Source organism: Saccharothrix sp. (genome assembly GCF_031180885.1).
Classification (GTDB): domain Bacteria; phylum Actinomycetota; class Actinomycetes; order Mycobacteriales; family Pseudonocardiaceae; genus Actinosynnema.
This window is the reverse complement of sequence record NZ_JAPSLK010000015.1, coordinates 1-26,907: the sequence shown is the minus strand read 5'-3', so window position 1 is coordinate 26,907 and position 26,907 is coordinate 1. Positions and strand designations below refer to the sequence as shown.

25 protein-coding genes and 1 pseudogene are annotated in these 26,907 nt (G+C 69.9%); 11 read left to right on the top strand and 15 right to left on the bottom strand.

Translation table 11 applies throughout. From position 1 onward, the window contains the following. Positions 1 to 70 precede the first annotated feature (70 nt). From RIN75_RS19390 to RIN75_RS19380, 3 genes are read left to right on the top strand one after another with little or no spacing between them, the layout of a single operon-like run. On the top strand, positions 71 to 1,594 hold the full coding sequence (locus RIN75_RS19390) for a GGDEF domain-containing protein (protein ID WP_309113374.1): 1,524 nt from the start codon (positions 71 to 73) through the stop codon (positions 1,592 to 1,594). Then, positions 1,591 to 2,037, top strand: coding sequence for a cupin domain-containing protein (locus RIN75_RS19385; RefSeq protein WP_309113373.1), 447 nt, complete (start codon positions 1,591 to 1,593; stop codon positions 2,035 to 2,037). Before RIN75_RS19390 ends, RIN75_RS19385 begins: the two co-directional genes overlap by 4 nt. 37 nt (positions 2,038 to 2,074) lie before the next feature. Next, positions 2,075 to 3,010 (top strand): LLM class F420-dependent oxidoreductase, encoded by a 936-nt coding sequence (locus tag RIN75_RS19380; RefSeq protein WP_309113372.1) that lies wholly within the window; start codon positions 2,075 to 2,077, stop codon positions 3,008 to 3,010. A 47-nt stretch (positions 3,011 to 3,057) separates the two neighbouring features. Here RIN75_RS19380 and fgd read toward each other — a convergent pair whose 3' ends face one another. Both fgd and RIN75_RS19370 read right to left on the bottom strand, forming a co-directional pair. After that, the gene (gene fgd / locus RIN75_RS19375; RefSeq protein ID WP_309113371.1) at positions 3,058 to 4,062 is read right to left on the bottom strand and encodes a glucose-6-phosphate dehydrogenase (coenzyme-F420); all 1,005 of its coding nucleotides are present in this window, start codon (positions 4,060 to 4,062) and stop codon (positions 3,058 to 3,060) included. A gap of 491 nt (positions 4,063 to 4,553) precedes the next feature. Beyond that, on the bottom strand, positions 4,554 to 5,051 hold the full coding sequence (locus tag RIN75_RS19370) for a DinB family protein (RefSeq protein ID WP_309113370.1): 498 nt from the start codon (positions 5,049 to 5,051) through the stop codon (positions 4,554 to 4,556). Between the two features lie 126 nt (positions 5,052 to 5,177). Here RIN75_RS19370 and RIN75_RS19365 point away from each other — a divergent pair, with 126 nt between their 5' ends. The 3 genes from RIN75_RS19365 to RIN75_RS19355 are packed head-to-tail and all read left to right on the top strand — an operon-like array spanning position 5,178 to position 8,049. Next, positions 5,178 to 6,227, top strand: a complete 1,050-nt coding sequence (locus RIN75_RS19365) for an ATP-dependent DNA ligase (RefSeq protein WP_309113369.1) — start codon at positions 5,178 to 5,180, stop codon at positions 6,225 to 6,227. Further along, positions 6,184 to 7,227, top strand: a complete 1,044-nt coding sequence (gene ligD, locus RIN75_RS19360; RefSeq protein ID WP_375295981.1) for a non-homologous end-joining DNA ligase — start codon at positions 6,184 to 6,186, stop codon at positions 7,225 to 7,227. Before RIN75_RS19365 ends, ligD begins: the two co-directional genes overlap by 44 nt. A gap of 60 nt (positions 7,228 to 7,287) precedes the next feature. Then, positions 7,288 to 8,049 (top strand): NAD(P)H-binding protein, encoded by a 762-nt coding sequence (locus RIN75_RS19355; RefSeq protein ID WP_309113367.1) that lies wholly within the window; start codon positions 7,288 to 7,290, stop codon positions 8,047 to 8,049. A 54-nt stretch (positions 8,050 to 8,103) separates the two neighbouring features. Here the strand turns inward: RIN75_RS19355 and RIN75_RS19350 are convergent, their stop codons facing one another. From RIN75_RS19350 to RIN75_RS19310, 9 genes are all read right to left on the bottom strand, one after another. After that, positions 8,104 to 8,334, bottom strand: coding sequence for a hypothetical protein (locus tag RIN75_RS19350; protein ID WP_309113366.1), 231 nt, complete (start codon positions 8,332 to 8,334; stop codon positions 8,104 to 8,106). Between the two features lie 173 nt (positions 8,335 to 8,507). Next, a complete protein-coding gene (locus RIN75_RS19345) occupies positions 8,508 to 9,125 on the bottom strand; it encodes a uracil-DNA glycosylase (protein ID WP_309113365.1) in 618 nt (205 codons plus the stop codon). A 115-nt stretch (positions 9,126 to 9,240) separates the two neighbouring features. Next, on the bottom strand, positions 9,241 to 9,987 hold the full coding sequence (locus tag RIN75_RS19340) for a DUF427 domain-containing protein (protein ID WP_309113364.1): 747 nt from the start codon (positions 9,985 to 9,987) through the stop codon (positions 9,241 to 9,243). Positions 9,988 to 10,164: 177 nt separating this feature from the next. Next, positions 10,165 to 11,562 (bottom strand): GH1 family beta-glucosidase, encoded by a 1,398-nt coding sequence (locus RIN75_RS19335; RefSeq protein ID WP_309113363.1) that lies wholly within the window; start codon positions 11,560 to 11,562, stop codon positions 10,165 to 10,167. Between the two features lie 16 nt (positions 11,563 to 11,578). Further along, a complete protein-coding gene (locus tag RIN75_RS19330; RefSeq protein WP_309113362.1) occupies positions 11,579 to 12,598 on the bottom strand; it encodes an ABC transporter ATP-binding protein in 1,020 nt (339 codons plus the stop codon). Beyond that, the gene (locus RIN75_RS19325; RefSeq protein ID WP_309113361.1) at positions 12,595 to 13,554 is read right to left on the bottom strand and encodes an ABC transporter permease; all 960 of its coding nucleotides are present in this window, start codon (positions 13,552 to 13,554) and stop codon (positions 12,595 to 12,597) included. Before RIN75_RS19325 ends, RIN75_RS19330 begins: the two co-directional genes overlap by 4 nt. After that, positions 13,554 to 14,534 (bottom strand): ABC transporter permease, encoded by a 981-nt coding sequence (locus tag RIN75_RS19320; protein WP_309113360.1) that lies wholly within the window; start codon positions 14,532 to 14,534, stop codon positions 13,554 to 13,556. Before RIN75_RS19320 ends, RIN75_RS19325 begins: the two co-directional genes overlap by 1 nt. Continuing rightward, positions 14,531 to 15,565 carry an ABC transporter ATP-binding protein gene (locus RIN75_RS19315; protein WP_309113359.1) on the bottom strand — a complete coding sequence of 345 codons (1,035 nt, stop codon included), beginning with the start codon at positions 15,563 to 15,565 and terminating at the stop codon, positions 14,531 to 14,533. Before RIN75_RS19315 ends, RIN75_RS19320 begins: the two co-directional genes overlap by 4 nt. After that, entirely contained in the window at positions 15,562 to 17,220 is a 1,659-nt protein-coding gene (locus RIN75_RS19310; protein WP_309113358.1) for an ABC transporter substrate-binding protein, read from the bottom strand. The genes RIN75_RS19315 and RIN75_RS19310 overlap by 4 nt, the downstream gene beginning before the upstream one ends. A gap of 220 nt (positions 17,221 to 17,440) precedes the next feature. On the opposite strand from RIN75_RS19310, the gene RIN75_RS19305 reads away from it, so the two are divergent. Next, entirely contained in the window at positions 17,441 to 18,658 is a 1,218-nt protein-coding gene (locus tag RIN75_RS19305; protein WP_309113357.1) for an ROK family transcriptional regulator, read from the top strand. A 217-nt stretch (positions 18,659 to 18,875) separates the two neighbouring features. Beyond that, positions 18,876 to 19,286 (top strand): annotated as a pseudogene (locus RIN75_RS19300) (discoidin domain-containing protein); the annotation flags it as partial. A gap of 1,829 nt (positions 19,287 to 21,115) precedes the next feature. Here the strand turns inward: RIN75_RS19300 and RIN75_RS19295 are convergent. Beyond that, on the bottom strand, positions 21,116 to 21,466 hold the full coding sequence (locus RIN75_RS19295) for a VOC family protein (RefSeq protein WP_309113356.1): 351 nt from the start codon (positions 21,464 to 21,466) through the stop codon (positions 21,116 to 21,118). 100 nt (positions 21,467 to 21,566) lie between these two features. Here RIN75_RS19295 and RIN75_RS19290 point away from each other — a divergent pair, with 100 nt between their 5' ends. Further along, complete coding sequence (locus RIN75_RS19290) at positions 21,567 to 22,469, top strand: AraC family transcriptional regulator (protein WP_309113355.1); 903 nt, start codon at positions 21,567 to 21,569, stop codon at positions 22,467 to 22,469. Positions 22,470 to 22,559: 90 nt separating this feature from the next. After that, on the top strand, positions 22,560 to 22,982 hold the full coding sequence (locus RIN75_RS19285; protein ID WP_309113354.1) for a nuclear transport factor 2 family protein: 423 nt from the start codon (positions 22,560 to 22,562) through the stop codon (positions 22,980 to 22,982). Position 22,983: 1 nt separating this feature from the next. On the opposite strand, the gene RIN75_RS19280 is transcribed toward RIN75_RS19285, so the two are convergent. Both RIN75_RS19280 and RIN75_RS19275 read right to left on the bottom strand, forming a co-directional pair. Then, on the bottom strand, positions 22,984 to 24,111 hold the full coding sequence (locus RIN75_RS19280) for a DUF418 domain-containing protein (protein WP_309113353.1): 1,128 nt from the start codon (positions 24,109 to 24,111) through the stop codon (positions 22,984 to 22,986). Positions 24,112 to 24,213: 102 nt separating this feature from the next. Continuing rightward, the gene (locus RIN75_RS19275; protein ID WP_309113352.1) at positions 24,214 to 25,605 is read right to left on the bottom strand and encodes an MFS transporter; all 1,392 of its coding nucleotides are present in this window, start codon (positions 25,603 to 25,605) and stop codon (positions 24,214 to 24,216) included. Positions 25,606 to 25,713: 108 nt separating this feature from the next. On the opposite strand from RIN75_RS19275, the gene RIN75_RS19270 reads away from it, so the two are divergent. Then, positions 25,714 to 26,049, top strand: coding sequence for a helix-turn-helix domain-containing protein (locus RIN75_RS19270; protein WP_309113351.1), 336 nt, complete (start codon positions 25,714 to 25,716; stop codon positions 26,047 to 26,049). Positions 26,050 to 26,608: 559 nt separating this feature from the next. Here the strand turns inward: RIN75_RS19270 and RIN75_RS19265 are convergent. After that, positions 26,609 to 26,907 (bottom strand): hypothetical protein (locus tag RIN75_RS19265; protein WP_309113350.1); only part of this gene is annotated, 299 nt, incomplete at its 5' end.

Here is a 26,907-nt window from a genome sequence, read left to right as displayed (position 1 = left end):
GGAGCGTTACGGTGTCACTACAGTGGCTCGGTCACCTGATCGACTCCAGTCGCGGCATAGGCGGGGTGCCATGACCCTGAGACGGTTCGGCCTCATCACGGCTGCCGTCTGCCTTCTTCTGGTCGCGGTCGTCTCTCTCAGCGTCTCGGGGGTCCTGGACCGGCAAACCTCCGTCGCCATCGACAAGTTCGTGCAGCTCGTGGGCGCGATCGCCGCGATGGTCTGCTACTGGCGCGCCGGTTTGCGCAGGCAGGGCACCGCACGGCGGTGGCGGCTCTGGATGGCCGCGGCGATGGCGAGCCTTTCGGTCGGCCTGTGCGCGTGGATCTGGGGACAGGTGTTCCTCGGCGTTTCACTCCCCTCGACCACCGTGGCCCCACTGGGTTTCATCCTCGTCCCGGTCCTGGTCCTCTTCGCCGTACTCGTCCTGGGACACGGCGGCCCAGGCTCGCTGCCCAACCACCGCAGCAAGGTCGTCATCGTCCTCGACGGCCTGATCGTCGTCGGCTCGCTGTTCGTCCTGACCTGGGTCTCGCTGCTGGAGTCGATGGTCCGGGCCTGGGCCACCTCCGGCCCGGGTTTCGCGACCGTCGTGGCGCACCCGGCCGCCTACCTGGTGATGCTCGTGGTCCTGCTGGTGTCCTCCTGGTCCCACCGCTCCGTGCGCCAACTCCCGATGATGTTCGTCGCGATCGCCGGGCTGGCGCAGTCGTCGTCGGGGTGGGTGTTCGCGTTCCTCGTGAGCAAGGGCGCGACGGCGATCCCCACGGCCGCGGACATCGGGTTCATGATCTGCCCGGCGATGTTCTTCCTGTCCTCCATCGCGCCGAGCAGCCCGCGCCGGGAGCGGTCCGGGACCGGGCGGCTCCGCGCGGGCGAGATGCTGCACATCCTCGTGCCGTACCTGCCGATGCTGGTCACCGGCCTGTTCATCGTCGTGGGGACGGCGACGGGCGTCCGGCTCAACCCGTTCGAGATCTACGTGGGCCTCGGCGTGGTGCTGCTGGTGATCGCGCGGCAGCTGTTCACCCTGATCGACAACGTCAAGCTGCTCGAACAGCTCCGGGACAGCCGCGAACGCCTGCGCCACCAGGCCTACCACGACCCGTTGACCGGGGTGGCCAACCGCGTGCTGTTCCGCGAACGCCTGAACGCGGCGCTGGACCGGCCCGACCCGCTGGTGGTGCTGTTCATCGACGTGGACGGGTTCAAGGACGTCAACGACAACTACGGCCACGCCGAGGGTGACGCCGTCCTGCGGATCGTCGCCGAACGCCTCCAGCACTGCGTGCGCCCGCAGGACACGGTGGCGCGGCTGGGCGGCGACGAGTTCGGCATCCTGGTCGACGGCTACCCGGCCCAGCCGGAGGAGATCGGCAACCGGGTGCTGGCCGCGATGGCGTCACCGCACCGCACCGCGGGCGGTGAGCACCTGATCCGGGCCAGCATCGGCATCTCGCACCGGGACACCCACGACCCGGCGCTCACCGCGGACGACCTGCTGGGCAGCGCGGACGCGGCCATGTACACGGCGAAACGACTGGGGAAGGGCATGGTCGTGGTGCACGGATCGGTGGAGGCGGGGCTGACATGACCCCCGACGAGGCGATCTCCCTGCTGGGGCTGGAAGAGCTGCCGGTGGAGGGCGGGCACTTCGGCCAGTCCTGGCGGTCGGCGGAGGCGTCGGCGATCTACTACCTGCTGCGCGCGCCCGAGTTCTCCGGCCTGCACGTCCTGACCCACTTGGAGGTCTACGCCTACCACGCCGGCTCACCGCTGCGGATGCTGCTGCTGCACCCGGGCGGGCGCGTCGAGGAACCGGTGCTCGGTCCGGACCTGGCGGCGGGCCAGCGGCCCCAGGTGATCGTCCCCGCCGGGGTGTGGCAGGCCAGCGAACCGGCGGGCGAGTGGTCCCTCGTGGGAACGGTCGTGGTGCCGCCGTACACCGACGAAGTGGTCAGCTTCGCCAAGGCGGACGAGGTCGCGGAGCAGTACCCCTCGCACGCCGAGCGGGTCCGCCGCTTCTGCCGCTTCTGAACCGACTCCTTTCCGGTGCGGGCGAGGTCTGCACTTCATGGAGTACTCCGTCTTCTTACCCACCGGCTTCGCCCTCGACTTCGCCGGCGCCACCGACCCGGTCGCGGCCTTCGACTCCCTGGTCCGCCTGGCGAAGACCGCCGACGAAAGCGGCTACCACACCCTGTGGGCACCCGACCACCTGCACACCGTCACGTCGTCGCAGGACTACCTCTTCGAGGCGTGGACCACGCTCACCGCGATGGCCCGCGAGACGTCCCGGATCCGCCTGGGCCACCTGGTGACCGGCAACAGCTACCGCAACCCCGCCCTCCAGGCGAAGATGGCGTCGACCGTGGACGTGATCTCCCACGGCCGGTTCACGTTCGGCATCGGCGCGGGCTGGTACGAGCCGGACTACACCGGCTACGGCTACGAGTTCGGATCGGCGGGCGAACGGCTGCGGCGGCTGGAGGAAGCCGTCAAGGTCGTGCGCGCGATGTGGACCGAGGACGAGGCCACCTTCGAGGGCCGCTTCTACTCCGTGCGCGGGGCGGTGAACCAGCCCAAGGGCGTCCAGCCGCGCATCCCGCTGATGATCGCCGGCGGCGGCGAGCGGGTGACGCTGCGGATCGTGGCGCAGCACGGCGACGCGTGCAACGTCATCGAGTCGCCCGAGCAGTTGACCCACAAGTACGACGTGCTGCGCAAGCACTGCGCCGACCTCGGCACCGACTACGAGCAGATCAAGCGCACCACGACGACCCTGTGCATCATCGCCGACACCGACGACGAGGCCCGCGCCATGCTGCCGCCCGGCACGGACTTCGCGTTCCCGGGCGACCTGGCGTCCTACGGCCTGATCGGGACGCTCGACACCATCCGCGAGCGCATCGCCCGGTACGAGGAGGCCGGCGTGCAGGAGTTGGTGATCGGTTTCGTCGCCCGAGACGACGAACCGCTACGCCGCTTCGCCGCCGAATTCCTGTCCTGACCCCCGCGAGAGCGCCACCGGCTCCCCGCCGGTGGCGCTCTCGCAGGTCAGCCCAACTTCCGCAGCAAGGGCAACACGTCCTCGGCGAACTGCGTCAGGAACCGCTCCTGGTCGTGCCCGGGACCGTGGAACACCAGGTGGTTGAGCCCGGCGTCCACGTACGGCTTGATCTGCGCGACCGCGTCCTCCGGGTCGGAGGCCACGATCCAGCGCTTGGCGACCTGCTCGATGGGCAGCTCGTCGGCCAGCCGCTCCATCTCCTCGGCGCTGTCCACGCTGTGCTTCTGCTCCGGCGTCAACGACAGCGGAGCCCAGAACCGGGTGTTCTCCAACGCCTTAGCGGGGTCGCGGTCGTAGGACAGCTTGACCTCGATCATCCGGTCGATCTCGCCGACATCGCGCCCGGCCGCCTCCGCCCCCGCCACGACCGCCGGCATCAACTGCTCGGTGTACAGCTCCATCCCCTTGCCGGACGTGCAGATGAACCCATCCCCCGCACGCCCCGCGTACTTGGCCACGGTCGGACCACCGGCCGCAACATAGATGGGCACGGGCTGCTCGGGCCGGTCGTAGATGTTCGCGTTGACGAGCTTGTAGAACTCGCCGTCGAAGTTCACGTTGTCCCGCGTCCACAACTCCCGGATGAGCCGGACCGCTTCCCGCAACCGCGCGAACCGCTCCTTGAACTCCGGCCACTCCCGCCCGGACACCGCGATCTCGTTGAGCGCTTCCCCGGACCCGACGCCCAGGAACACCCGCCCCGGGTAGAGCAGGCCCAGCGTGGCGAACGCCTGCGCCACCACGGCCGGGTTGTAGCGGAAGGTCGGCGTCAACACACTGGTCCCGAGCACCACCCGCGAGGTCCGCTCCCCCACGGCCGAAAGCCAGGACAACGCGAACGGCGCGTGCCCGCCTTCGTGCCGCCAGGGCAGGAAGTGGTCGGACACGCTGACGCTGTCCAGCCCCACCTCCTCGGCCCGAACCGCGTACTCGACCAACTCCCGAGGCCCGAACTGCTCGGCAGACGCCTTGTACCCGACCTTCAACCCCATACCCACTCCACTCCCCGTACCCGACCACTCAGTCGCACTCTAACGAGACCAAGCAGTACCGGCCCGGGGCCAACCCCCCACCCCACCCCTCGCCGCGCAGCGGCTGCTTTACGCCGCAGGCGCCCCTATGGGCTATCAGCCACAGGAAGGGCCTCGGTTCGTCCCCCGTACGGCCTGGGCGCAGCCCAACCGCGCTGCGCCCTTCTTGGCAACCACGCTTCACCGGTTGCCAAGAAGGGCGAAGGGTGGTTGCCTCCGGCAGGCCGTACGGGGGACGAACCGACGCCCTTTTACCCCCGGGGGCCTGCCGCGCGGCGAGCGCCGCTTGTAGCTTGTGATCTTTCAAGCTTTTGATCTTGAGAGCGCGAAGCGCGTCCGCTTGAGAGCGCGAAGCGCGTCCGCTTGAGAGCGCGAAGCGCGTCCGCTTGAGAGCGCGAAGCGCGTTGATCTTGAAAGCGCGAAGCGCGTCGGTCTGAGAGCAGGAGCGGGCGTCAGCCCATGGTCTTCTGGCCGTCGAGGGTCTCGCGGATGATGTCCGCGTGGCCCGCGTGCTGCGACGTCTCGGCGATCAGGTGGAGCAGCACCCGCCGAACCGTCCACGACTCCTTCGCGAACCAGGGCGCCTCCGGCAACGCATGAGCAACGTTCAGGTCCAACGAAGCAACCAGCTCATCCGTCTTCCGGGCCGTCTCCTCGTAAGCCGCCAACACATCAGCCAGCGACTCCTCCGGCAGCAAGCGGAATCCGTTCTCCCAATCCCCCTGAACGCTCTCCATCAGCTCCGCGCCACCGACCGCGAACCGGATCCAGCTCTCCTCCACATCCCGGACGTGCTTGATCAACCCACCCAGTGACAACGCGCTCGCCGTCGGCGTCAAGCGCGCCTGCTCGTCCGTGATCCCCTGGACCGTGTACTTCAGGAAGCCGCGGTGCTTGGCCAGGGTGCTGAGCAGGTCGGTCTTCTCGGCGGAGAGCGTCATGGCGGTCATCGTGCACGTCCTTCGTCCTCGTCGTTGGCACCGACGCTACGACCCATTGCGGTCAGGATCAGTCCTCAATGACCCCTCGAAGGCGAAGTCGAGTGGAAATCTCGTTCTCGGCTTAGGCTCGCCGACGTGGACCTGCCCGTGATGCCGCCCGTCCGCCCGATGCTGGCCAAGGCCGTGCGCGAGGTGCCGCGCGAGCCGGGGCTGGTGTACGAGCCCAAGTGGGACGGGTTCCGGTGCGTGGTGTTCCGGGACGGGGACGAGATCGAACTCGGGTCGCGCAACGACCGGCCGTTGACCAGGTACTTCCCCGAGGTCGTCGAACTTCTCCGCGAAGGGCTGCCCGAGCGCTGCGTGATGGATGGCGAGATCGTCATCGTCACGCCCGAGGGCCTGAGCTTCGGTCTGCTCCAGTTCCGCCTGCACCCGGCGGCCTCCCGCGTCCGGAAGCTCGCCGCCGAAACACCGGCCGAGTTCGTGGCGTTCGACCTGCTCGCACTGGGCGACCGCGACCTCACCACCACCCCGTTCGGCGAGCGCCGCAAGCTCCTCGAACAGGCGCTGCGACCGGCCAAGGGACTCCACCTCACCCCCGCGACCGACGACCCGGACGTGGCCCAGGACTGGTTCACCCGCTTCGAGGGCGCCGGGTTCGACGGAGTCGTCGCCAAGCGCACCGACCTGCCGTACGAGCAGGACAAACGGGTCATGTGGAAGGTCAAGCACGAACGCACGGCGGACTGCGTGGTCGCCGGGTTCCGGTGGCACAAGGACGGCGAGGGCGTCGGGTCGCTCATGCTGGGCCTCTACGACGGGGACCGGTTGCAGAGCGTGGGCGTGGCCAGCAGCTTCACCGCCGCGCGCCGCCGTGAGCTGGTCGACGAGCTGGCCCCCTACCGCGAGAACGCCCTCGACGGCCACCCGTGGGGCGAGTGGGCGCACATCGACGCGCGGACGCCGGGCGCGGCCAGCCGGTGGGCGCCGACCAAGGACATGGCGTGGGAACCGCTGCGGCCGGAGCTGGTGGCGGAGGTGCGGTACGAGCACGTGGAGGGTCGCCGGTTCCGGCACACCGCCCGGCTGAACCGCTTCCGACCCGACCGGACGCCCGAGTCGTGCACCTACGACCAGCTCGATGAGGCGCCCCCGGCCGAACTGGCGGAGGTGTTCGGGCTGTGACCAGGGCCGAGCCGGCGGAGGTGTTCGGGCTGTGACCGAGGTCGAGGGCGTCGTCATCACCAGCCCGGACAAGGTGTTCTTCCCCCAGCGCGGGGAGACCAAGCTCGACCTGGTCCATTACTACGTGTCCGTCGCCGAACCGCTCATGCGCACCATGCGCGGCCGTCCGCTGCTGATGGAGCGGTACCCGGAGGGCGCGGGCGGGAAGTCGTTCTTCCAGAAGCGGGTGCCGAAGTCGCCGCCCGACTGGCTCCAGACGACCACCGTGTCCACGCCCAACGGCACCACCAGCGAGGCCCTGGTCGCCGCCGACATCCGGCACGTCCTGTGGGCGGTGAACCTCGGCTGCCTCGGCTTCCACGTGTGGCCCATCCGCGCCGAGGACCCCGAGGTGACCGACGAACTCCGCGTCGACCTCGACCCCTCCCCCGGCGTCGACTTCCCGCAGCTCCGCGAGGCCGCGCGGCTGACCCGGTCGTTGCTGGCCGAACTGGGCATCGAGGCGTACGTCAAGACGACCGGGTCACGCGGGCTGCACCTCTACGTGGCGTTGCAACCCAGGTGGGACGGCTACCAGGTGCGGGCGGCGGCGGTGGCGTTGGCACGCGAGCTGGAACGCCGGCACCCCGAGCAGATCACCGCGCAGTGGTGGAAGGAGGAGCGCGGCTCCCGCGTCTTCGTCGATTTCAACCAGAACGCCCCGCACAAGACGGTCTTCGGCGCGTGGTGCGTCCGGCCCCGCGTGGGGGCGCAGGTGTCGACGCCGATCGCGTGGGAGGAACTGGGGACCGTCGAGCCGGACCAGCTGACCATCGCGACCGTTCCGGGGCGGCCGGACCCGTGGGAGGCGATGCCCGCGAAGCCGCAGTCGATCGAGCCGTTGCTGGAGATGTCCCGGCTGGACATGGCGAACGGGCTGATGGACGCGCCTTGGCCACCCGTGTACCCGAAGATGCCCAACGAGCCGCCACGGGTCGCGCCCAGCCGGGCCAGGAAGTAGCGGCTCGTTTGTGCCGGTTTTTCCAATCCCGAACCAGGGTCTGCCGGCGATCCTGGTGGCATGTTCCTGATCACCGGGGTCACCGGCACCACTGGCAGTCTCGTCCGACAGCTCCTCGTCGACCGGGGCGTGCCCGTGCGCGGCATGACCCGCAACCCGTCCCGCGCCGACGACGTGTTCGGCGACTTCGCCGATCCCGAGTCCCTGAGCAACGCGCTGAACGGCGTGACGGCGGCCTACCTGGTCACCGCGCCGGAGTCACCGGTCCCCGACCACGACCTCGCGTTCGTCGCGGCAGCCCGGCAGGCCGGGGTCCAGCGGATCGTGCGGCTTTCAGCGATCGGCAGCGGGGAGTCCTTCGAGAACGAGGTGTTGGCGCCGCACCACCTGGCGGCCGACGAAGCGGTGATGGACAGCGGCGTGGAGTGGACCGTGCTGCGGCCGTCGATGTTCGCCACGAACATGCTGCGCACGCCGGTGTTCAACATGACCGGGGATGCCAAGCACGGGGTGATCGACCCTGCGGACATCGCCGCGGTGGCGGTGGAGGCGCTGGTCGGCGGGCACGCGGGCCGGGTCTACGAGTTGACCGGGCCGGTGGCGATGAGCGTTCCCGAGCAGGCGGCGGTGCTGGGCGAGGTGCGGGGTGCGGCGGTCGAGGTGGTGGAGGTCGATCCGGCGGTGGTCGACCCGGCGTGGCGGAGCGGGGTGATGTGGGCGCGCGCGGGGCATGGTGCGCGGGTCACCGACGACGTGTCACGGGTCCTCGGCCGGCCGGCGGTCGGGTTCGAGCAGTGGGCGCGAGGTCACGCCCTGACGTAACCGCGCTTCGGGCCGCGTCCGGGCTCGGCCGAGTTTCAGGCCGGGGCCGGGCTTTCAGGCGGCGGTGGGGACGGCGGGGGCCAGGGCGGCGAGGCCCGCTCGGGTCAGGTGGGCCGGGCCACCGGGTTGGGGCGCGATGAGGCCGGCCCGGACCAGGCGGGGGCCGAGGAACTGGTCGCAGCAGGCCAGGCCGTCGACCAGCAGCGTTCCGGCGGTGTAGACGCAGCGGCCGGCCGCGACGGCGCGGAGGACGGATCGGTCGCGGTGGGTGATGGTGACGTTCATGGCGGTGCTCCTTCCGGGGCGCGGGGCCGGGTTCGGTGTCTCTACCCGTTCGACGAAGCAGCCTGCCGGGATTCGACATGCCTGAAGGAATTTTCGGGTGTACCGATTCCGACTCCGTGAACTCCCGCTCGCACCTCGGTGGAACCGCTTGTGAAAACGCCTGCTTGATCGGCCTACGCGATGGCCGCCGCCGCCTGGCGGAACGCCTCCACCAACTGGGGCCACCGGGTCGCCCGGTCCCGGTTGATGGACTGGGGCGACGGGTGCGGCGCGTTGAAGACCTTCAGGCCGTGGCCCTTGCCGGACAGGTTCCAGCCGGTGCCGGCCGGGGTGCCGAGGACGACCACCGCCTTGAGGCTCTTGAGCATCCGCAGCAGCTCGACCAGGTACGGGATGGCCGCGCGCAGGTCGGCGGGGGTCGGGGCGTGGCCGCTGAGGTACCAGGGGACGACGTTCCAGTTCAGGGACACCTGCCGGGACAGGCCCGCCTCGGCCATCGCGGTGAAGCCGTTGACGGCGGTCTGGTCGTCGTTGTCCAGCGAGATGAGCCCGGACCCGTTCCCCGCGACGGACTTCGGCCCGGGTGACTCCAGCAGCAGGAGAACCTTCGCGTTGATCCCGCCGCTGGCCGGGTCGAACAGCGGCACCTCGGCCTTGCGCTCCTCGGCGATCTTGCGCGCGAACTCGGTCAGCGGCTTCATGTGCGGCGCGTTGAGCAGCGCCATCTTGCGCACGACGAGCCGTGGGTCGCGGTGGCCCTTGGGCGCCGCGGGGAAGACGTTGGTGGGCACCAGGCGACTGTCCAACGGACCGCCGCCCGCCGACCATCCGCCGACCGGGGGCTGCCCACACCCCCGGCCGACTACCGAAAAATGCGGTCAGCGCAACGGTCCGCTCCCGGTGGCCTCAGCTGAACCGCGAGCGCGTGCGTTCCTCGCGGACGCCGTCGATGAAGATGTCGACCTTCTCGTTGTAGAACGCGACCAGCCCGGCCACGTTCCGGCTCTCCGGCAGCGGCGTCCGGTAGCCCCACACGATGTTCTCGTGCACCTCGTCACCGATGACCACGGACCAGTACTCGGCAGTGCCCTTGTACGGGCAGCTGGTGCGCAAGTCGGTCGACCGCAGCAGGTCCATCCGGACGTCGGTCATCGGCAGGTAGTACCGCGCCGGCAACCCGGTCTCGAACAAGATCACCGAACGGGACGACTCGGCCACCGTCACACCGCCCACCTCGACCCGGATGTGCCGCGAGCTGGGCAGCGCGTCCACCCGGGTGTACGGGTCGCGGGGGTGCGTGTAGACCGGTTCGTCCTCCTCGAACCATTCGTCCATCGCGTCCCATTCAAGACGCACAAGGGGACGCAACTCCTTGAAAGGTGACTCCTCGTACCGGAGAGCGGCCCCCTCGGCGACGGCCGTGCCCACCTTCACGTCGTAGACCTTGCCCTCGCCCCGGCTCGGTGACTGCTTCACCTCGCCGGTCTCCACCAGGTCCGCCCGCACGTCCTCGGCCGGCAGGTAGTACGTCGGGTAGTACGGCTTCTCCCACACCAGGTACGGCCGCACGGTGTCCACCACCAGCGAACCCGCCAGGTAAGCCCTGACCCGCTTCTGCCCCTGCTCGACCCGCACCCGCCCTCGTTCGCTCATGACACCGAAGCTACGCCGGAAGCGGACGCCCCCGCCGCGAGCACAACGGGGGCGTCCACGCGATCACGGCCACGCGATCACGGCCGGGCGATCACGGCCGGGCGATCACGGCCGGGCGATCACGGCCGGGCGATCACCGACCGCCGATCACCGGCCGCCCGAGCACCAGCAGCGCGGTCACCGGCCGCGCACCCGGCGGATGGTGTCGCGGTACCACAAAGCGCTGCTCTTCAGGGTCCGCACCTGCGTGTCGTAGTCGACGTGCACGAGCCCGAAGCGCTTCGCGTACCCGTAGGACCACTCGAAGTTGTCCATCAGCGACCACGCGAAGTAGCCCCGCACGTCCGCGCCCCGCGACCGGGCCTCCGCCACCGCCGCGATGTGCGAGGCCAGGTACTCGATGCGGTCGTCGTCCTGGACCACGCCGCCGGCCAGGGCGTCGTCGAACGCCGCCCCGTTCTCGGTGATCACCATGGGCACGCCGGGGTACTCCTCGCTGATCTGCACCAGCAGGTCGGTGAACCCCTCGGGCACGATCTCCCAGTCCATCGCGGTGACCGGGCGGCCGAACGGGACCGCGCGGTCGACCGGGTGGCCCTCGGCGTCCGTCGTCCGACCCTGCTCGTCCACGCCGGAAAAGCGGTGGCTGGAGTAGTAATTCACGCCCAGCACGTCGATCGGCTGGTTGATGATCTCCAGATCGCCGTCGTTCACCGGGAGTTTCACGCTGCGCGCCGCCAGGTCCTCCACCACGTCCGCCGGGTAGTGCCCGCGCAGCAACGGGTCCAGGTACAGCCGGCGGGACAGGCCGTCGGCGCGGCGGGCGGCCTCGCGGTCGGCATCGCTGTCGGTGGCGGGTGAGGCGTGGGCCATGTTCAGGGTGATGCCGAACTCCGTGGGCGCGGTCGCGGCGGCGCGCATCCGTTGCGTCGCAAGGCCGTGGCCGAGCAGCAGGTGGTGCACGGCGTGGATGGCGGCCTCGAAGTCCCGGCGCCCCGGGGCCTGACGGCCCTCGTAGTAGCCGAGCATCGCCGAGCACCACGGCTCGTTCAACGTGGTCCACGTGCGGACGCGGTCGGACAGGGCGTCGAACACCAGCATCGAGTAGTCGGCGAACCGGTAGGCGGTGTCGCGCTCGGGCCAGCCACCCGCGTCCTCCAGTTCCTGCGGCAGGTCCCAGTGGTAGAGCGTGACCCACGGGTCGACGCCCTTGCCCAGCAGTTCGTCCACCAGGCGGTCGTAGAACGCCAGGCCCGCCGGGTTGGCCGGCCCCTTGCCGCCGGGCTGGACCCGCGGCCACGCCACGGAAAACCGGTAGGTGTCCACGCCCAGCGAGCCGATGAGGGCCACGTCCTCGGGCATCCGGTGGTAGTGGTCGCACGCGACGTCCCCGTTGTCGCCCTCGTGGACCATGCCGGGCGTCCGGCAGTAGGTGTCCCAAATGGACGGTCCGCGACCGTCCTCGTGCACCGCCCCCTCGATCTGGTACGCGGAGGTCGCCACACCCCACCGGAAGGTGGCGGGCAAGGTGTCGATCGCGGGGTTGCTCCCGACGGTCGGCGCCGTGGTGTCCATGGATCTCCTCTGGAGGTCAGAACCCGTTGTCGTGAACGGGATGCAGCAAGCAGGCCACGGTGCGGCCCCGGTGGTCGCTGTGTTGAACACGGCCTTCGGGGACGCCGAGCACCGGGACCTCCACACCGCAGCGCTCCGTTGCGCGCGGGCAGCGTGGGTGGAACGCGCAGCCGGAGGGCATCGCGCGCAGGTCGGGCGGTGAGCCGGGGATGCCGGTCAGCTCGCGCTTCGGCCCGCGCAGGGCGGGGAACGAGTTGAGCAGGCCCTGGCTGTAGGGGTGCAAGGGGTCGCGGTACAGCCGCGCCGACGCGGCCTCCTCGACGATCCGCCCGCCGTACATGATCGCGATCCGGTCGGAGAACTCGATCAGCAGCGACAGGTCGTGGGTGATGAACACGACGGAGAACCCGAGCCGTTCGCGCAGGTCGACGAGCCGGCGCAGGATCTGCCGCTGCACCACCACGTCCAGCGCGGTGGTCGGCTCGTCCATGATGACGACCTTGGGCTCCAGCGCGAGCGCCATGCCGATCATCACCCGCTGCCGCATCCCGCCGGAGAGCTGGTGCGGGTAGCTGTCCAGCCGGTCGGCGGAGATGCCCACCAGGCTCAGCAGTTCCCGCGCGCGGTCCAGCCGGGAGGCGCGCGTGCTGCGCGCGTCGTGCGCCTTGATCACATCGGTGAGCTGGGTGGCGATCCGGTGCACCGGGTTGAGCGAGTTCATCGCGCCCTGGAACACGATCGCGGTCTCCGCCCACCGGAACCGGCGCAGCTCGGCGTGACTCATCCGCAGCACGTCGACCGGGTCGCCGCCGTCGCGGTGGTAGAACACCTCGCCGGACCGCACCACGCCGGGCGGCGGCAGCAGCCGGGTCAGGCCGTAGGCCAGGGTCGACTTGCCGCTGCCGCTCTCCCCCGCCAGGCCCAGGACCTCGCCCCGGTGCAGCGTGAGGTTCACGTCCCGCAGAGCGCGCACGGCGTCATCGCCGAGCCCGTAGTCCACGTTGAGGTCGCGGACCTCCAACACGGCGTCGCTCACTTGGCCTCCTCGCCCAGCACCGGGGTGAACCCGACGCGCATCCGGACCGTGCGCCCGTCCGCGGTCTTCACGCGGGTCTTCCCGCCGCCGCGCAGGCGCGGGCTGACGAACTCGTCGATGCCGAAGTTGACCAGCGACAACGCGGTGCCCAGCAACGCGATCGCGAGGCCGGCGGGCACGAACCACCACCACGCGCCCTGCGCGAGCGCCTGCTGGCTCTGCGCCCAGAACAGCACGGTGCCCCAGTTCCAGCCGCCCGCGTCGGACACCCCGATGAACGCCAGCGTGATCTCCGAGATCACCGCGAAGATCACCGTGCCGACGAACCCGGACGCGATGACCGCGGTCAGGTTGGGCATGATCTCGAACAGGATGATCCGCCACGTCGACTCGCCGGTCGCCCGCGCCGCCTCCACGTAGTCCCTGCGCCGCAACGACAACGTCTGCGCGCGCAGCACCCGGGCGCCCCAGGCCCACGAGGTGAAGCCGATGACCAGGGCGATGGTGATGTTGCCGGTGTCGGGCAGGGTCGAGGTGATGATGATGATCAGCGGCAGCGCCGGGATCACCAGGAACACGTTGGACAGCGCGGAAAGCCCTTCCGCGCCGGCACCGCTGAGGTAACCGGACGTGACGCCGACCAGCACCGCCAGCACGGTCGCGACCACACCCGCGATCAGCCCGACCAGCATGACGCTTCGCGTGCCGACGAGGACCTGGCTGAAGATGTCCTGACCGAGGTGGGTGGTGCCGAACCAGTGCTTGCCCGAGGGCGGTTGCAGCAGGTCGGAGCTGCGCTCGGACGGGTCGTACGGCGCGATCCACGGCCCGATGACCGCCATCAGCACGAAGAAACCCATGAGCGCCAGGCCCGTGGTCGCCTTGGGGTTGGCCACGAACCTTGGCTTGCGCCGCTTCACCGGGGTCACGGCGGCGGTGGTGGGTACGACGGCCATCAGCCCTCCCTCCGGGTCCGCGGGTCCAGCACGAGGTAGGCGACGTCGGCCAGGAAGTTGGCCAGCAGCACGGACAGCGTGATGATCAGGAAGATCCCCTGCATCAACGGGTAGTCCTTCGCCCCTACCGCCTGGAACAACTGGAGGCCCAGCCCGGGGTAGGAGAACACGATCTCCACCAGCAGCGTGCCGCCGACGATGAAGCCGAGCGACAGCGCGAACCCGGACACGTTGGGCAGCAACGCGTTCCGCGCGGCGTAGCCCACCATGACCCGCCGTTCGCTCAACCCCTTGGCGTGTGCGACCGTCACGTAGTCCTCCGAGGCGACCGTCACCATCATGTTGCGCATGCTCAAGATCCAGCCGCTCATGGACGAGATCAGGATGGTGGCGGCGGGCAGCAATCCGTAGCGCAGAGTGCTGCCGATGAACTCCCAGTCCCAGCCCGGCACCAGGCCGGTGTCGTAGGCGCCCGACGCGGGGAAGAAGCTGCCCCGCCCGGTGAGCAGGGTGATCGCGATCAGGCCCAGCCAGAAGTACGGGATGGACGAGACGAACGTGGTCACCGGGATCAACAGGTCCGCCCACGACCCGCGCCGCCACCCGACGACCGTGCCCGCGGCGGTGCCGATCAGGAAGCCGACCACGGTGGTGATGCCGACCAGGCCCACGGTCCACGGCAGGCCGTCGCCGATCACGTCCGCCACCGGAGAGGGGAAGAACGTGAAGGACAGGCCGAGGTCGCCCCGGAGGAGCTGGCCCCAGTACCGGAAGTACTGCTCGATGACGCTCTCGTCCTTGTCCAGGCCGAACAGCACGTAGAGGGACTGGACGGCCTCGGTGGTCATCTGGCCGCGCGACTTGGTGATCAGGGCCTGGACCGGGTCGCCGGGGATCAGGCGCGGCACGAAGAAGTTGATCGTGATCGCCGCCCACGCGGTGAACAGGTAGAACGCGATCCGCTTGAGGAGGTAGCTCACGCCCCGTCCTCCTTGTAGAGCCAGCAGGCCGCGAAGTGACCCTCTCCGACGTCGAAGCGCGGCGGGACCTGTTCCGTGCAGATCGGCATCGCGTGCGGGCAGCGCGGGTTGAACCGGCACCCGGCGGGCGGGTCGATCAGCGACGGGGGTTCGCCGGCGCCGCCGTCCTTCTCCTCGGCGGCCGGGCGGTCGGGGTCCGGGGCGGAGTCGATGAGGAGTTGGGTGTAGGGGTGGGCGGGGCGCTGGGTGACGGACTCGCTGTCCCCGCCCTCGACGACCCGTCCCGCGTACATCACGTAGGTCTCGTCGGCGAAGTAGCGCGCCGAGGCGATGTCGTGGGTGATGTACAGAATTGCCAGGCGGAGGCGGTCTTTCAGGTCGCGGAGGAGGTTGAGGACGCCCAGGCGGATGGAGACGTCGAGCATCGAAACGGGTTCGTCCGCGAGCAGCGCCTCGGGGTCCGCGCCCAGGGCTCGGGCGATGGCCACGCGCTGGCGTTGGCCGCCGGACAGTTCGTGCGGGAACTTGTCGACGTACCGCTCGGCGGGCGTGAGCTGGACCCGGGTGAGCAGGTCGTGCAGGGCTTCTTCCAGGTCCTGCGGGGTTTTGCCGGCGCGGCCGTGGATCTTCAGGGCGCGGGTGAGGTGGTAGCGCACGGTGTGCACGGGGTTCAGCGACGCGAACGGGTCCTGGAAGATCATCTGGACGCGCTTGCCGTACGCGCGGAACTTCCGGCCGCCCTTGGCGTTCACCTCCTCACCGTGCAGCTTGATCGTGCCGGAGGTCTGGAGGTGCAGCTGGGCGAGCAGCCGGGCGACGCTGGACTTGCCCGAGCCGGACTCGCCGACCAGCGCGGTGACCCGGCCGCGACGCAGGCGCAGCGACACGTCCTCGACCGCGCGCACGGAGCGGGCGGTGCGCGAGAGCAGTTCGCGTCCCCGTTTGCGGACGGGGAAGTGCTTGGTCAGGCCTTCGGCCTCCAGGACCACGTCGGTGGTCCCGGAGGCCGTCGGCGGTGTGCTCGTCGTCATGCGGCCGGCTTCAGGTGCATCACGACGTCGAGCGCGTTCTCCAGCGTGGGCTGGGCGGGGCCGTAGGGGTTGGACTCCTCCGGCCAGCCGACCCAGTTCTTCGTGCTGTACTGGCCGCCGCCGTTGGCCGCGGACGTGATCACCACGGGCATGTCCCTGACGTGCAGCCGCTGGAGCGCGTACAGCGCCTCGGTGCGGGTCTTCTCGTCGGGCGCGTTGGCGTAGTCCTGCAACGCCTTGGTCGCCTCGGCGCTCTCGTAACGGCCGTAGTTGCCGTTGATGCCGCCGGTGCCGATCGGCTTGTACAGCGCACCGTCCATGATGGACTGGTAGATGTCGTACAGCGTCGGGCCGTTGTTGGTCCAGTGCATGGCCGCCTGGAAGTCGCCGACGTCCAGCGCCTTGGTCCACGAGTCGGCGTTCTGGAGGTCGACGGTGGCCTCGATGCCGATCTCGGCCACGTTGTCCTTGATGATCTCCAGGTCGGTGACGTAGTCCGACCAGCCGGACGGCACGGTCATCTCCAGCGTGACCTGCTCGCCCTCGGGCGTCTTGAGCTTGTCGCCGTCGAACTTGAACCCGTTCTCGGTCAACAGCTTCTTGGCCGCGTCCACGTCGACCTCGACGATCTTGTCCTTGAACTCGGGCGCGATGAACGAGTCGCCGGCCGGGGTCGGGATGCCGGTGATGTTGTCGACCTTGGGGTAGAAGTACCCGGCCTCGCCCTGCAGGAAGATGTCGTCGCGGTTGACGACCTGGTTGACGGCTCGGCGCAGGACCGGGTTGTCCCACGGCTTGCTCTTGGTGTTGAACCACAGGCCGTGCACGCCCAGCACGGGCGGGAACCAGAGCTTGTAGTGCTGCGGGTCCTTGCTGGTGTAGACGGCCTGGTAGTTCGGGATGAACACGAAGCTCCACTCGCTGGCGCCGGTGGCCAGGGCGGTGGTCTGCGCGTTGTTGTCGCTGTAGGAGGTGTAGCGGACCTCCTTGACCTGCGGCAGGTCCTGCCAGTACCGGTCGCGGACGGTCAGCGTGACGGTCTGCGGGGTGAAGGACTTGAGCACGTACGGGCCGGAGCCGACCGGGTTCTTCAGCGTCTCGGTGGAGGGGTTCGAGATCGTCGACCAGATGTGCTTGGGGACGACGAACTGCTCGAAGATCTTCTTCTGGTTGACGAACTGCGAGCGGGCGAAGCCCAGGGTGACCTCGTTGCCGGCGAAGGAGATGTCGCCGTACTGCACGCCCTCGATGTTGAGGCCGGGGTTGTTCTTGAGCAGCTCGAAGGTGAAGGCGACGTCCTCGGCGGTCAGCGGCTTGCCGTCGGACCAGGTCGCGCCGTCGCGGATGGTCAGCTTCAACTTGCTGTAGTTGTCCGACCACTCCCACTTGGTGGCGAGCCACGGCTTGAACGGCTCGGTCACCTCGACCTCGTTGACCATCGCCAGCGGCTCGAAGATGAGCCTGCGGTAGCCCAGCGAGCTGGCCGCCGACGAGTTGAGGAACGGGTTGTTGTTCTCGGTCTGGGGACCGTTCGGCATGCCCACGTTGAGCACACCGTTGCCGCCGCTCTTGGCGCCTTCGTTGCTCGCCGAGCAGGCGGCCGAGAACAGCAGCGCTGCCGCGACGGCGAGGGCGGACGTTCGCCTGAGTCGCATGGATTCTCCTTGTCGGGACCGGGGTGAGGCGAGCGCAGGGGTGAGGCGAGCGCTGGTGGAGCGGGTGCTGTGGGCCTGTGGTGGTGGGCCGCGCGTGCCATCGCGGGTGGACGGTGTCCTGGTGTCGCCAGCAGACTCAACCCCGGTGAGCCAGGTCACGTCAATAACGAACAAGTAACGAAATTAGTCTAATTTTAAGTCGCGAACTAACTTGTGAACCATGCCGCCCAAGCGCACCACCGTCCGCGACCTGCGCCGACAGAACCGTTCGACGCTGTTGTCGATGTTGTTCTTCGAAGGGCCGTTGAGCCGCCACGAGTTGGGGGCGCGGACCGGGTTGTCGGCCGCGACGGTGTCGAACGTGACCGGGGAGTTGGTCGAGGACGGGTTGGTCGTCGAGGCCGGGTCGGTGGGCTCGGACGGCGGTCGGCCGCGCGTGCTGCTGCGGGTGAATCCGGGGTTCGGGCACGTCATCGGGGTTGATGTGGGCGAGACCGGGATCAAGGTCGAACTCTTCGACCTGGGGATGACGCAGGTGGCGGCGGTGGAACACGCGATGTCGCCGGCTGATCCGGGTGCGGTGGCGCGGTTGATCGCTGCCGGGGTGGCGGAGGTGGCGGCCGGGGTGCCGGTGTCATCGGTGCTGGGGGTGGGGGTTGGGGTGCCGGGGACGGTGGAGCAGGGGGCTTCGGCGATCGTCCACGCGCGGACGTTGGGGTGGGACGGGGTGCCGCTGGAGGAGATGGTCCGGGCGGCCGGGGTCTTCGGGGTGCCGTTGCACGTGGAGAACGGGGCGAAGACGCAGGGACAGGCGGAGATGTGGTTCGGGGCGGGGAGGGGGGCGCGGCACGTGGTCGTCGCGTTGGTGGGGTCGGGGGTTGGGGCGGCGGTGGTGACCGAGGGGTCGGTGTACCGGGGCGCGACGTCGTCGGCGGGTGAGTGGGGGCACACGACGATCGTTTACGGGGGGCGGGCTTGTCGGTGCGGGTCTTCGGGGTGTCTGGAGGCTTATGTGGGGGCGGACGGAATTTTGGCGCGGTACCAGGAGGTTGGTGCTGCGTTCGGTGGAGGGGATGAGCAGTCCGGTGTGGACGCTTTGATCCGGGCGGCCGGGTCGTCGGAGGCGGCGGCTCGGGTGTTGGAGGAGACGGCGGGGTACCTGGGGGCGGGGATCGCGAACCTGGTGAACCTGTTCAACCCGGAGCGGATAGTGCTGGGTGGGTGGGCCGGGTTGGCGTTGGGAGAGCGGTACTTCGAGGAGATCGTGGCGGCCACGCGAGTCCACTCGTTGCGGCATCCGTACGAGCAGACTTCCATCGCGTTGGGGCAGTTGGGGCCGGACGCGGTGGCGGTGGGGGCGGCGACGCTCCCGGTGGCGGCTCTGCTGGACCGGGCCGCCGATCCTCGCAAGCCTTCTTCCCACGCCGACATCGCTTGATCCCAGGGGCTGCTCAGCCCGTGGTTGCACGTGGCGGGAACTCGGTGCGGGTGCGTTTTTCCCGGTCGGACCGGGACTTCCGGACGGGTCGGGTGTCGTTGACGGCGTGCGCGAGGCGGCGTTAACCTCCGGGAGAGCGCTCTCCTGAGCCCCGGTGCCACGGGGTCTCCTCCCCTCTTCGGGCTGCTCCCTGCCCCTTACCTCGTCAGGTAGGACCATGCGCTTGACACGTTCCCGGCTGCTCGCCTCCGCAACGGCACTGGGCGTGGTCGCCGTCTTGGGACCCGTCCTCCCGCAATCCGCCCAGGCCACCGAGTGCGGCACCACCAACACCGCGCTCAACCGGCCCGTTTCCGCCTCCTCCACCGAGAACGCCGGCACCCCGGCCACCGCCGCCGTGGACGGCAACACCGGCACCCGGTGGTCCAGCGCGTTCGGCGATCCGCAGTGGATCCAGGTGGACCTCGGTTCGTCCCACCAGGTCTGCCGCGTCCACCTCGACTGGGAGACCGCCTACAGCCGCGCCTTCCAGGTCCAGGTCTCGGACAACGCCGCCACCTGGACCACCGTCCACTCGACCACCACGGCGACCGGCGGCGTGCAGAACCTCGACGTGACCGGCACCGGGCGGTACGTCCGGGTGCTCGGGACCGCCCGTGGCACGCAGTGGGGTCACTCGCTCTGGGAGTTCGGCATCAACGCGGTGACGGATGCACCTGCCATCCCGCCGACCGACCCGCGCAACCCCGACTTCGGGCCCAACGTCCTGGTCTACGGCCCCGAATCCGCCCAGGTGGAGATGCAGAACCGGCTCAACGCCATCTCCACCCAGATGAAGACCAACCAGTTCGGCCCCGAGCGCTACGCGGTGCTGTTCAAGCCCGGCTCGTACAACGCCGACGTGAACCTGCGCTTCTACACGCAGGTCATGGGCCTCGGGTTGCGGCCCGACGACGTGAACCTCAACGGGCACGTGCGGGTCGAGGCGGACTGGCTCCAGCAAGGGGACAACCCCGACAACCTCGGCAACGCGACGCAGAACTTCTGGCGTGGCGCGGAGAACATGTCCGTCACCGTGCCCGCCGGGCAGATCGAGCGGTGGGCGGTGTCGCAGGCGGCCGCCTACCGGCGCATGCACCTGCGCGGGCAGGTCCAGCTGTGGAACGGTGGTGACGGCTGGGCTTCCGGTGGGCTCATCGTCGACAGCAGGATCGACGGGTACACCGAATCCGGGTCGCAGCAGCAGTTCCTGACGCGCAACAGCAACCTGGCCGGCGGCTGGGGCGGTTCGGTGTGGAACATGGTGTTCGTCGGCGCGCAAGGTGCGCCGCCGCAGCACTTCCCCAACCCGTCGCACACGACTGTCGACACCACGCCGGTCGTGCGGGAGAAACCGTTCCTGTACCTGGCCAACGGTGAGTACCGGGTGTTCGTGCCCGCGCTGCGGCAGAACGCGCGGGGCACCAGCTGGGAGGCCGGCGCGCCGGCGGGGACGTCGATCTCGTTGGCGGACTTCTTCATCGTCAAGCCGGGCACGCCGGTGTCGCTGACGAACGCGGCCCTGGCGGCGGGCAAGCACCTGCTGTTGACGCCCGGTGTGCACCGGATCTCGGACACGATCAACGTGACGCGGCCGAACACGGTCGTACTGGGTCTGGGTTTGGCCACCTTGTCACCTGAGACGGGCAAGGCGGCGATGGCGGTGTCCGATGTGGACGGTGTCAAGCTGGCCGGGTTCCTGGTGGACGCGGGTGTGGTGAACTCGCCCGTCCTGCTCCAGATCGGGACGCCGGGCTCGTCCGTCAGCCATGCGGCCAACCCGATCTCGTTGCACGACGTGTACTTGCGCGTGGGCGGGTCGCAGGCGGGCAAGGCGACGGTGTCGTTGCAGATCAACAGCAACCACACGATCGTCGACCACACGTGGGTGTGGCGGGCCGACCACGGCGCGGGTGTCGGCTGGACGGTCAACACGGCGCAGAACGGCGTGGTGGTCAACGGCAACGACGTCACCGCGTACGGGTTGTTCGTCGAGCACTACCAGCAGCACAACGTGGTGTGGAACGGCAACGGCGGCCGGACCTACTTCTTCCAGAACGAACTGCCCTACGACCCGCCGGACCAGGCCGCGTGGATGAACGGCTCGTCCCCGGGCTGGGCGGCGTACAAGGTCGCACCCTCGGTCACCACGCACGAGGCCTGGGGTGTGGGCGTCTACTGCTTCAACAACGCCGACCCCAGCGTGGTGACGGCGGAACGGGTTCGAGGTCCCGCAGACGCCCGGTGTGCGGTTCCACGACCTGGTGACGGTGTCGCTGGGCGGGGTCGGGACGATCAACAACGTGATCAACGGCGTGGGCGGGGTCGCCAACACCGCCAACCAGGTCCGGTACCTGGTCGACTACCCGTGAGTTGCCGGGAGGGTGCCGTCCGTGCGGGCGGCACCCTCCTCGCCGGTCAGCTCTCGGCCGAGATGCAGAACAGGTGGCCTTCCGGGTCGGCCAGGACGGTCCAGTTGCCGTCGCCGGGCTGGAAGTCCGGCTTGGTCGCGCCGATGCCGAGCAGGTTCTCGACTGCCTTGGCGACGTCCTGGACGGTGAAGTCCAGGTGCACGTGCTTGCGGTCGTCCGGCCAGCCCGGGCCCTCGTAGCCCTCGACGCGCTGGAAGCCGAGCTGGATCGGTCCGCCGTCGCCCAGCATGACGAAGTCGTCGTCGCTGTAGGTGACCTCCCAGCGGGTCGCGACGCGGTAGAACTCGGCGAGCTTGCCGGGGTCCGCGCTGTCGAGCATGACGGTGGCGAGTTTCATCGCTTGGTGCCCTCTCTTCGTGGTCGGGGCACAGCTTCACCTGTCCGGGCGAACGGCGTATTGAACATTCTTGTCGTACCCCACGCGTAGGGTCTCGGACATGCGCACCGCTGTGGACCTCGCCGTCACGGCCGACTTCGCGGTCAGCTCGGTGACGTGCACGGACCACCACGCGTCCTGGTCGGCGCCCGAGGCGGCGGGCGGCCACCGGGTCGTGCTGGTGCGGCGCGGGTCGTTCCGGCGGCGGGCGCGGGACGGGGTGGCGGAGTTGGACGGGACGGCGGGGTACGTGAGCGTGCCCGGTGAGGAGGAGCAGTTCGCGCACCCGGCGGGTGGTGACGTGTGCACGGCGGTGTGGGTCGCGCCTTCGCTGTGGCGGTCCGTGGTCGGTGAGGAGTGGCCGACGCGGTCGGTGCTGCACGTGGACGCGACGGTCGAGCTGGCGCACCGACAGCTGCTGGCGGCCGGCGGTGCGGTTTCAGGCGGCGGTGCGGTTTCAGGCGGCCGTGCGGTCGCGGGCCGCAGGGCGGTCACGGGCGGCGGCGCGCCGTCAGGCGGCGGCGCGCTATCGAGCGGCGGGGCGGTGGCGGACATCGCGTTCGGGATGGCGGAAGCGCTCGTGCGGCTCGTGGCGAGCACGCGCGATCGGCCGTTGCCGGGCGTCGAGGACCGCGCCACGGTGTCGGCCGCGCGGGCCGCGATCCTCGCCGACCACCCCGAGTCGCGCGGGCTGGTCCCGCTGGCCCGGCTGCTCGGCGTCTCCCCCTACCGCCTGAGCCGCGCGTTCAGCCAGGACGTCGGCGTCTCGCTCACCCGCTTCCGCAACCGGGTCCGCGTCGGCCGCGCCATGGCCCGCATCCAGGACGGCGAGACCGACCTGGCCGGGCTCGCCGCCGAACTGGGCTTCGCCGACCAGGCCCACCTCACCCGCACGGTCCGCGGCCTGGTCGGCCACACCCCCACCGCCCTGCGCCGCCTGCTGCGCCCGGACGCCACGAAGTAGCCGCCCGGACTTGACGAAGTGCCGTCGATGCCCGCCGGGCATCGCCACAGGCATTGGACCATCCCCGAGGCCGCTGGTTGGCTGGCCGGCGTGACCACCGCGCACCCCAACGTCGAGCTGATCCGCCGCTTCTACCAGGCCTACGGCGGCGACGACCCGCAAGCGCTCGCGGAGTTCTTCGCCGACGACATCCGCTGGATCATCCCCGGCCACCACCCGCTGTCCGGCACGAAGGTCGGCGCCACCGAGGTGCTCGCCTTCTTCGGCGAACTGGCCAAGGCGGGCTTCAAGGCCGACCCGGTGTTCCTCGCCACCGACGGCGACTGGGTGGTCGACCTGCACCGCGGGTGGAGCACCGACCCCGAGGGCCTGGACATCATGTGGGCGCTGGCCTTCCGCATCCAGGACGGCAAGATCGCCGAGGCGGTCAACTTCGCGGCGGACCAGCACGCGGCCGACGCGTACTTCTGGCAGAAGTACCCGCTCGCCCCCGTGCCGGACCGCCTCGCCTGACCTACGCGGAGACCGGGCGTCGCTGCGGCGCCCGGTACGCCCAGTTCCACGCCGCCTCGACCGGGCCGCGGGAGAACCGCTTCATCCACCAGCTCGCGCCGAGCACCAACAGCGCCGACACCACGACCCACGCGCCGATCGTGTACCAGACGCCCAGGTGACCGAGGCGGCCCGTGAGGTTGAGCCCCCACTGGTAGCACAGCACGGACGCGATGACGTTCTGCGCGATGTAGCAGCTCAACGCCGACCGCCCCACCGACGTGACGCCCCGCCGCAGGAAACCCTCGGGCGACCGCATCCGGTGCACCAGCATGGTGATCGCGCCGAGCAGGCCGAACGACACGATCGGCGCGGACACGTACCGGTCCACGGCGAACCACTCGCCGCCGGCCAGCGTGGTCACCACGTTCAGCGGCAGACCCAGGCCGAGTCCCCAGCCCGCGAGCCGGCGCTGGATGCGCAGGCCGCGTTCGGAGTCCTCCAGCGCACCGGCCCGCACCAGCCGCACCCCGGCCAGGAACAGCACCGTGCTCAACGGCAGCACGAACACGATCTCGGCCCGGAACACGTCGAGGAACTCGATCCGCGACTGCACCTGCCCCAGCCAGCTCGTGTTGTCGACCGGCAGCGACCCGCCCAACGACCCGCCCAACGACCCGTCCCCCAGGTGCATCGCCCACGTCACCAGGCCGACGAACGCCAGGTGCAGCACGAGCGCGCCGCCCAGCCACGCCCGCACGACCCGGTCGCTGCGCCCCACCAGGAACGCCACCAGCACGGACACGATGGCGTAGAACATCAGCACGTCGAACTCGAAGATGAGCACGTAGTGCAGGAGCCCCTCGAACAGCAGCAACGCCGACCGCCACAGGTACCAGCCGGGCCACTTCTGCCCGCGCTTGACGGCGGAGGCGTGCTGCAACGCCAGCCCGATGCCGAACAGGATCGACAGCAGTCCCAGGAACTTGCCGTTGCTGACCATCCGCAGCAGCGCCTCGCCCCAGTCGTCGGCGCCGGTGAGGAAGCCGCCCGGGCCGTCCGGGTGGGTGAAGATCCAGATGTTCGTGCCGAGCGTCCCCAGGATGGCCACGCCCCGCAACACGTCCAGGGCCGTGATCCGACCGCCCATGTTCCCCCTCCAGTGAAGATCGCCTCTGAAGGTAGGCCGCGCGACGGCGTCGGCGAGTCGGCCGGAGGATTCACAGGGGGTCGCACTTTCGGAGGACCCGACTCACACCGGTTCGGGCTGGCGCTCCACGGTGGAAGCCTTGCGCGGCAACGCCAACGCCACGACCAGACCGGCCACCATGCCCAGTGCCGTCAGCAACACCGCCACGAACCCGCCGTTCTCCGGACCACCACTGGAGTTCGCCACGGCGATGAGCACCGCCAAACCAACGGCATTGCCCAGGTTCAAGGTCGTGGACGCCAGCCCCGACGCCACACCCTGCTCGTGCGGGGCGACTCCCGACGCGGCGGCGATCCACATCGCCGTCCACACCACACCCTGCCCGACACCGGAGACGACCAGCCCCGGCACGGCCCCGACGAACGTGCTGCCCGCGTCGAACCCGAACGCCAGCACCACCGTGCCGACGACCCCGACGCCGAACCCGGCGAGCAGGGTCGTCCGCGTGCCAAATCGAGTCGACATCCGCTCACCGACCTGGGTGCCGACCGCGATCGCCAGTGACGGCACCAGGAACGCCAGGCCGGCGGCCAGCGGCGAGAACCCGTGGACGGTGTGCAGCAGGACGGTCAGGAAGTACGGCAGAGCGCCAAAGGTGCCCATGAACAGCGCGGTCACCGTGACGCCGACCAGGAGACTCCGGTTGTGCAGCAAGCGGAACGGCATCAACGGATCCGCACTCCGCCGCTCGATCAACACAAAGGCCCACAACAACACCACCGCCACCACTGCGGCAACGAGGATCTCCGCCGACAGCCACCCCACCTCAGGTCCCTGCACCAGGACGAACACGAGCAACGTCGCCCCACCGGTCACGCTCAACGCCCCCGGCAGATCGAACCGCCGCCGCTCGTGCCCACGCGGGTCGGCCGGGATGACCAGCAACGCGGCGAGTGCCACCGCCCCCGCCAGCGGCACGTTGACGAAGAACACAGCGGGCCAGCCAAAGCTCTCCGTCAACACCCCGCCGAGCAACGCCCCGACGGTCAACCCACTGGCCCCCGCACCACCCCACACCGCCAACGCCCGGTTGCGCTTGGGTCCTTCCTCGAACAGGTTGTTCAGCAACGACAACGTCGAGGGCAACAGCAACGCACCCCCCAACCCCTGCACCGCGCGCGCCACGACGATCACCCCAGGCGAGGTGGCCAACCCACCCGCCAACGACGACACCGCGTACAAGACCAACGCCAACACGAACACCCGCCGCCGCCCGAGCAGATCCGCCGCCCGCCCACCGAGCAGCAGGAACCCGCCCGCGATCACGACGTAGGCGCTGACCACCCACTGCTGGGTCTGCCCGGTGAAGCCGAGGTCCGCGCCGATCTCGGGCAGCGCGACGAAGACGATGTTGAGGTCCAGCGCGAAGATCAACTGCGCCAGGGCGAGCAGGGCGAGGCTCAGCCCCGGCCGTGCTGTGGTGGACGTGCTCATACCCATCCTTAGGTTCTTGGCTTCGCCTTTTGGTTTCGTTCGACAGTACGACAATTTACGTACGATCGGATCGTACGACAGAAGTCGTACTGACGTACACTGGGCAGGGTGATCGGCCACCACCCGGAACCGGACCAGATCAAGCTGGAGAACGTCCTCACCGCACTGGGCCACCCGATGCGGCTGGCGATCGTGCGCGAACTCGCCGGGGGTGGCGAGCGGGCGTGCGGGACGGTGCTGAGCAAGGAGATCGCGAAGTCGACCCTGACCCACCACTGGCGTGTCCTGCGCGACAGCGGCGTGATCCGACAGCGCCCGTCGGGCCGCGAACACCTGCTGTCCCTGCGCCGGGAGGACTTGGAACAACGCTTCCCGGGCCTGCTCGACTCGGTCCTCGCGGGCGTCGAATCCGACCCGGAATCAGTGGACCGCTACGCCCCCTGAGGCGATGTCGACGCCAGGTCAGCGGCAGCGCCCCCGCAGCACCGACTTCGGGCCAGCGTCCCCACGGCAGCAGCCCCCAGCACCAGCCCTACGGCAGCGACCTCGCGCCAACAGCCCGCCACCAGCAGCCCGCCAGCAGCGACGTCGCGGCAGCGGCCCTACGGCAGCGGCCTGGCAGCGGCAACCCTGCAGCATCGGCCATCTCGACAGCAGCTCAGCGCCGGCAACTCAGCGGCGGAAACCCGGCGGCGACACCGTGAGCGGGCCAGCGCCAACGGGCCGGCGGCGACCCCGCAGCATCGGCCATCTCGACAGCAACTCAGCGACAGCAACTCAGCGGCGGAAACTCAGCGGCGGAAACTCAGCGGCAACAGCGTGAGCGGGCCAGCGCCAACGGCCCGGCGGCGGCCCAGCGGCAGTGGCGCGACGGCAGCGGCGACAGGTCCGGCGCGGCGGACGTTTGTAGCGGGTGCGGCCTCCGGCCCCCGACACCATTTTCCCACGCGGGTACGACATTCAGCGGCCCGGCAGCGGCCCGGCGGCCGCGGCAGGGCTGGCGTCAACGGCCCGGCGGCGGTTCGGCTGCGGGCGAGTTGGCCAGCGCCAGCGGTTCAGCGGCGGCCCGGCGGTGGCGGTTCAGCGGCGGAGGCTCCCGCGGCGACTCGCTGGCAGCAGCGGCGCGGCAGCAGCGGCGCGGCGGCAGCAGCGCGGCGGCAGCAGCGCGGCGGTGGCGGCGCGGCGGCAGCAGCGCGGCGGCAGCAGCGCGGCGGCAGCAGCGCGGCGGCAGCAGCGCGGCGGCAGCAGCGCGGCGGCAGCAGCGCGGCGGCAGCAGCGCGGCGGCAGCAGCGCGGCGGCAGC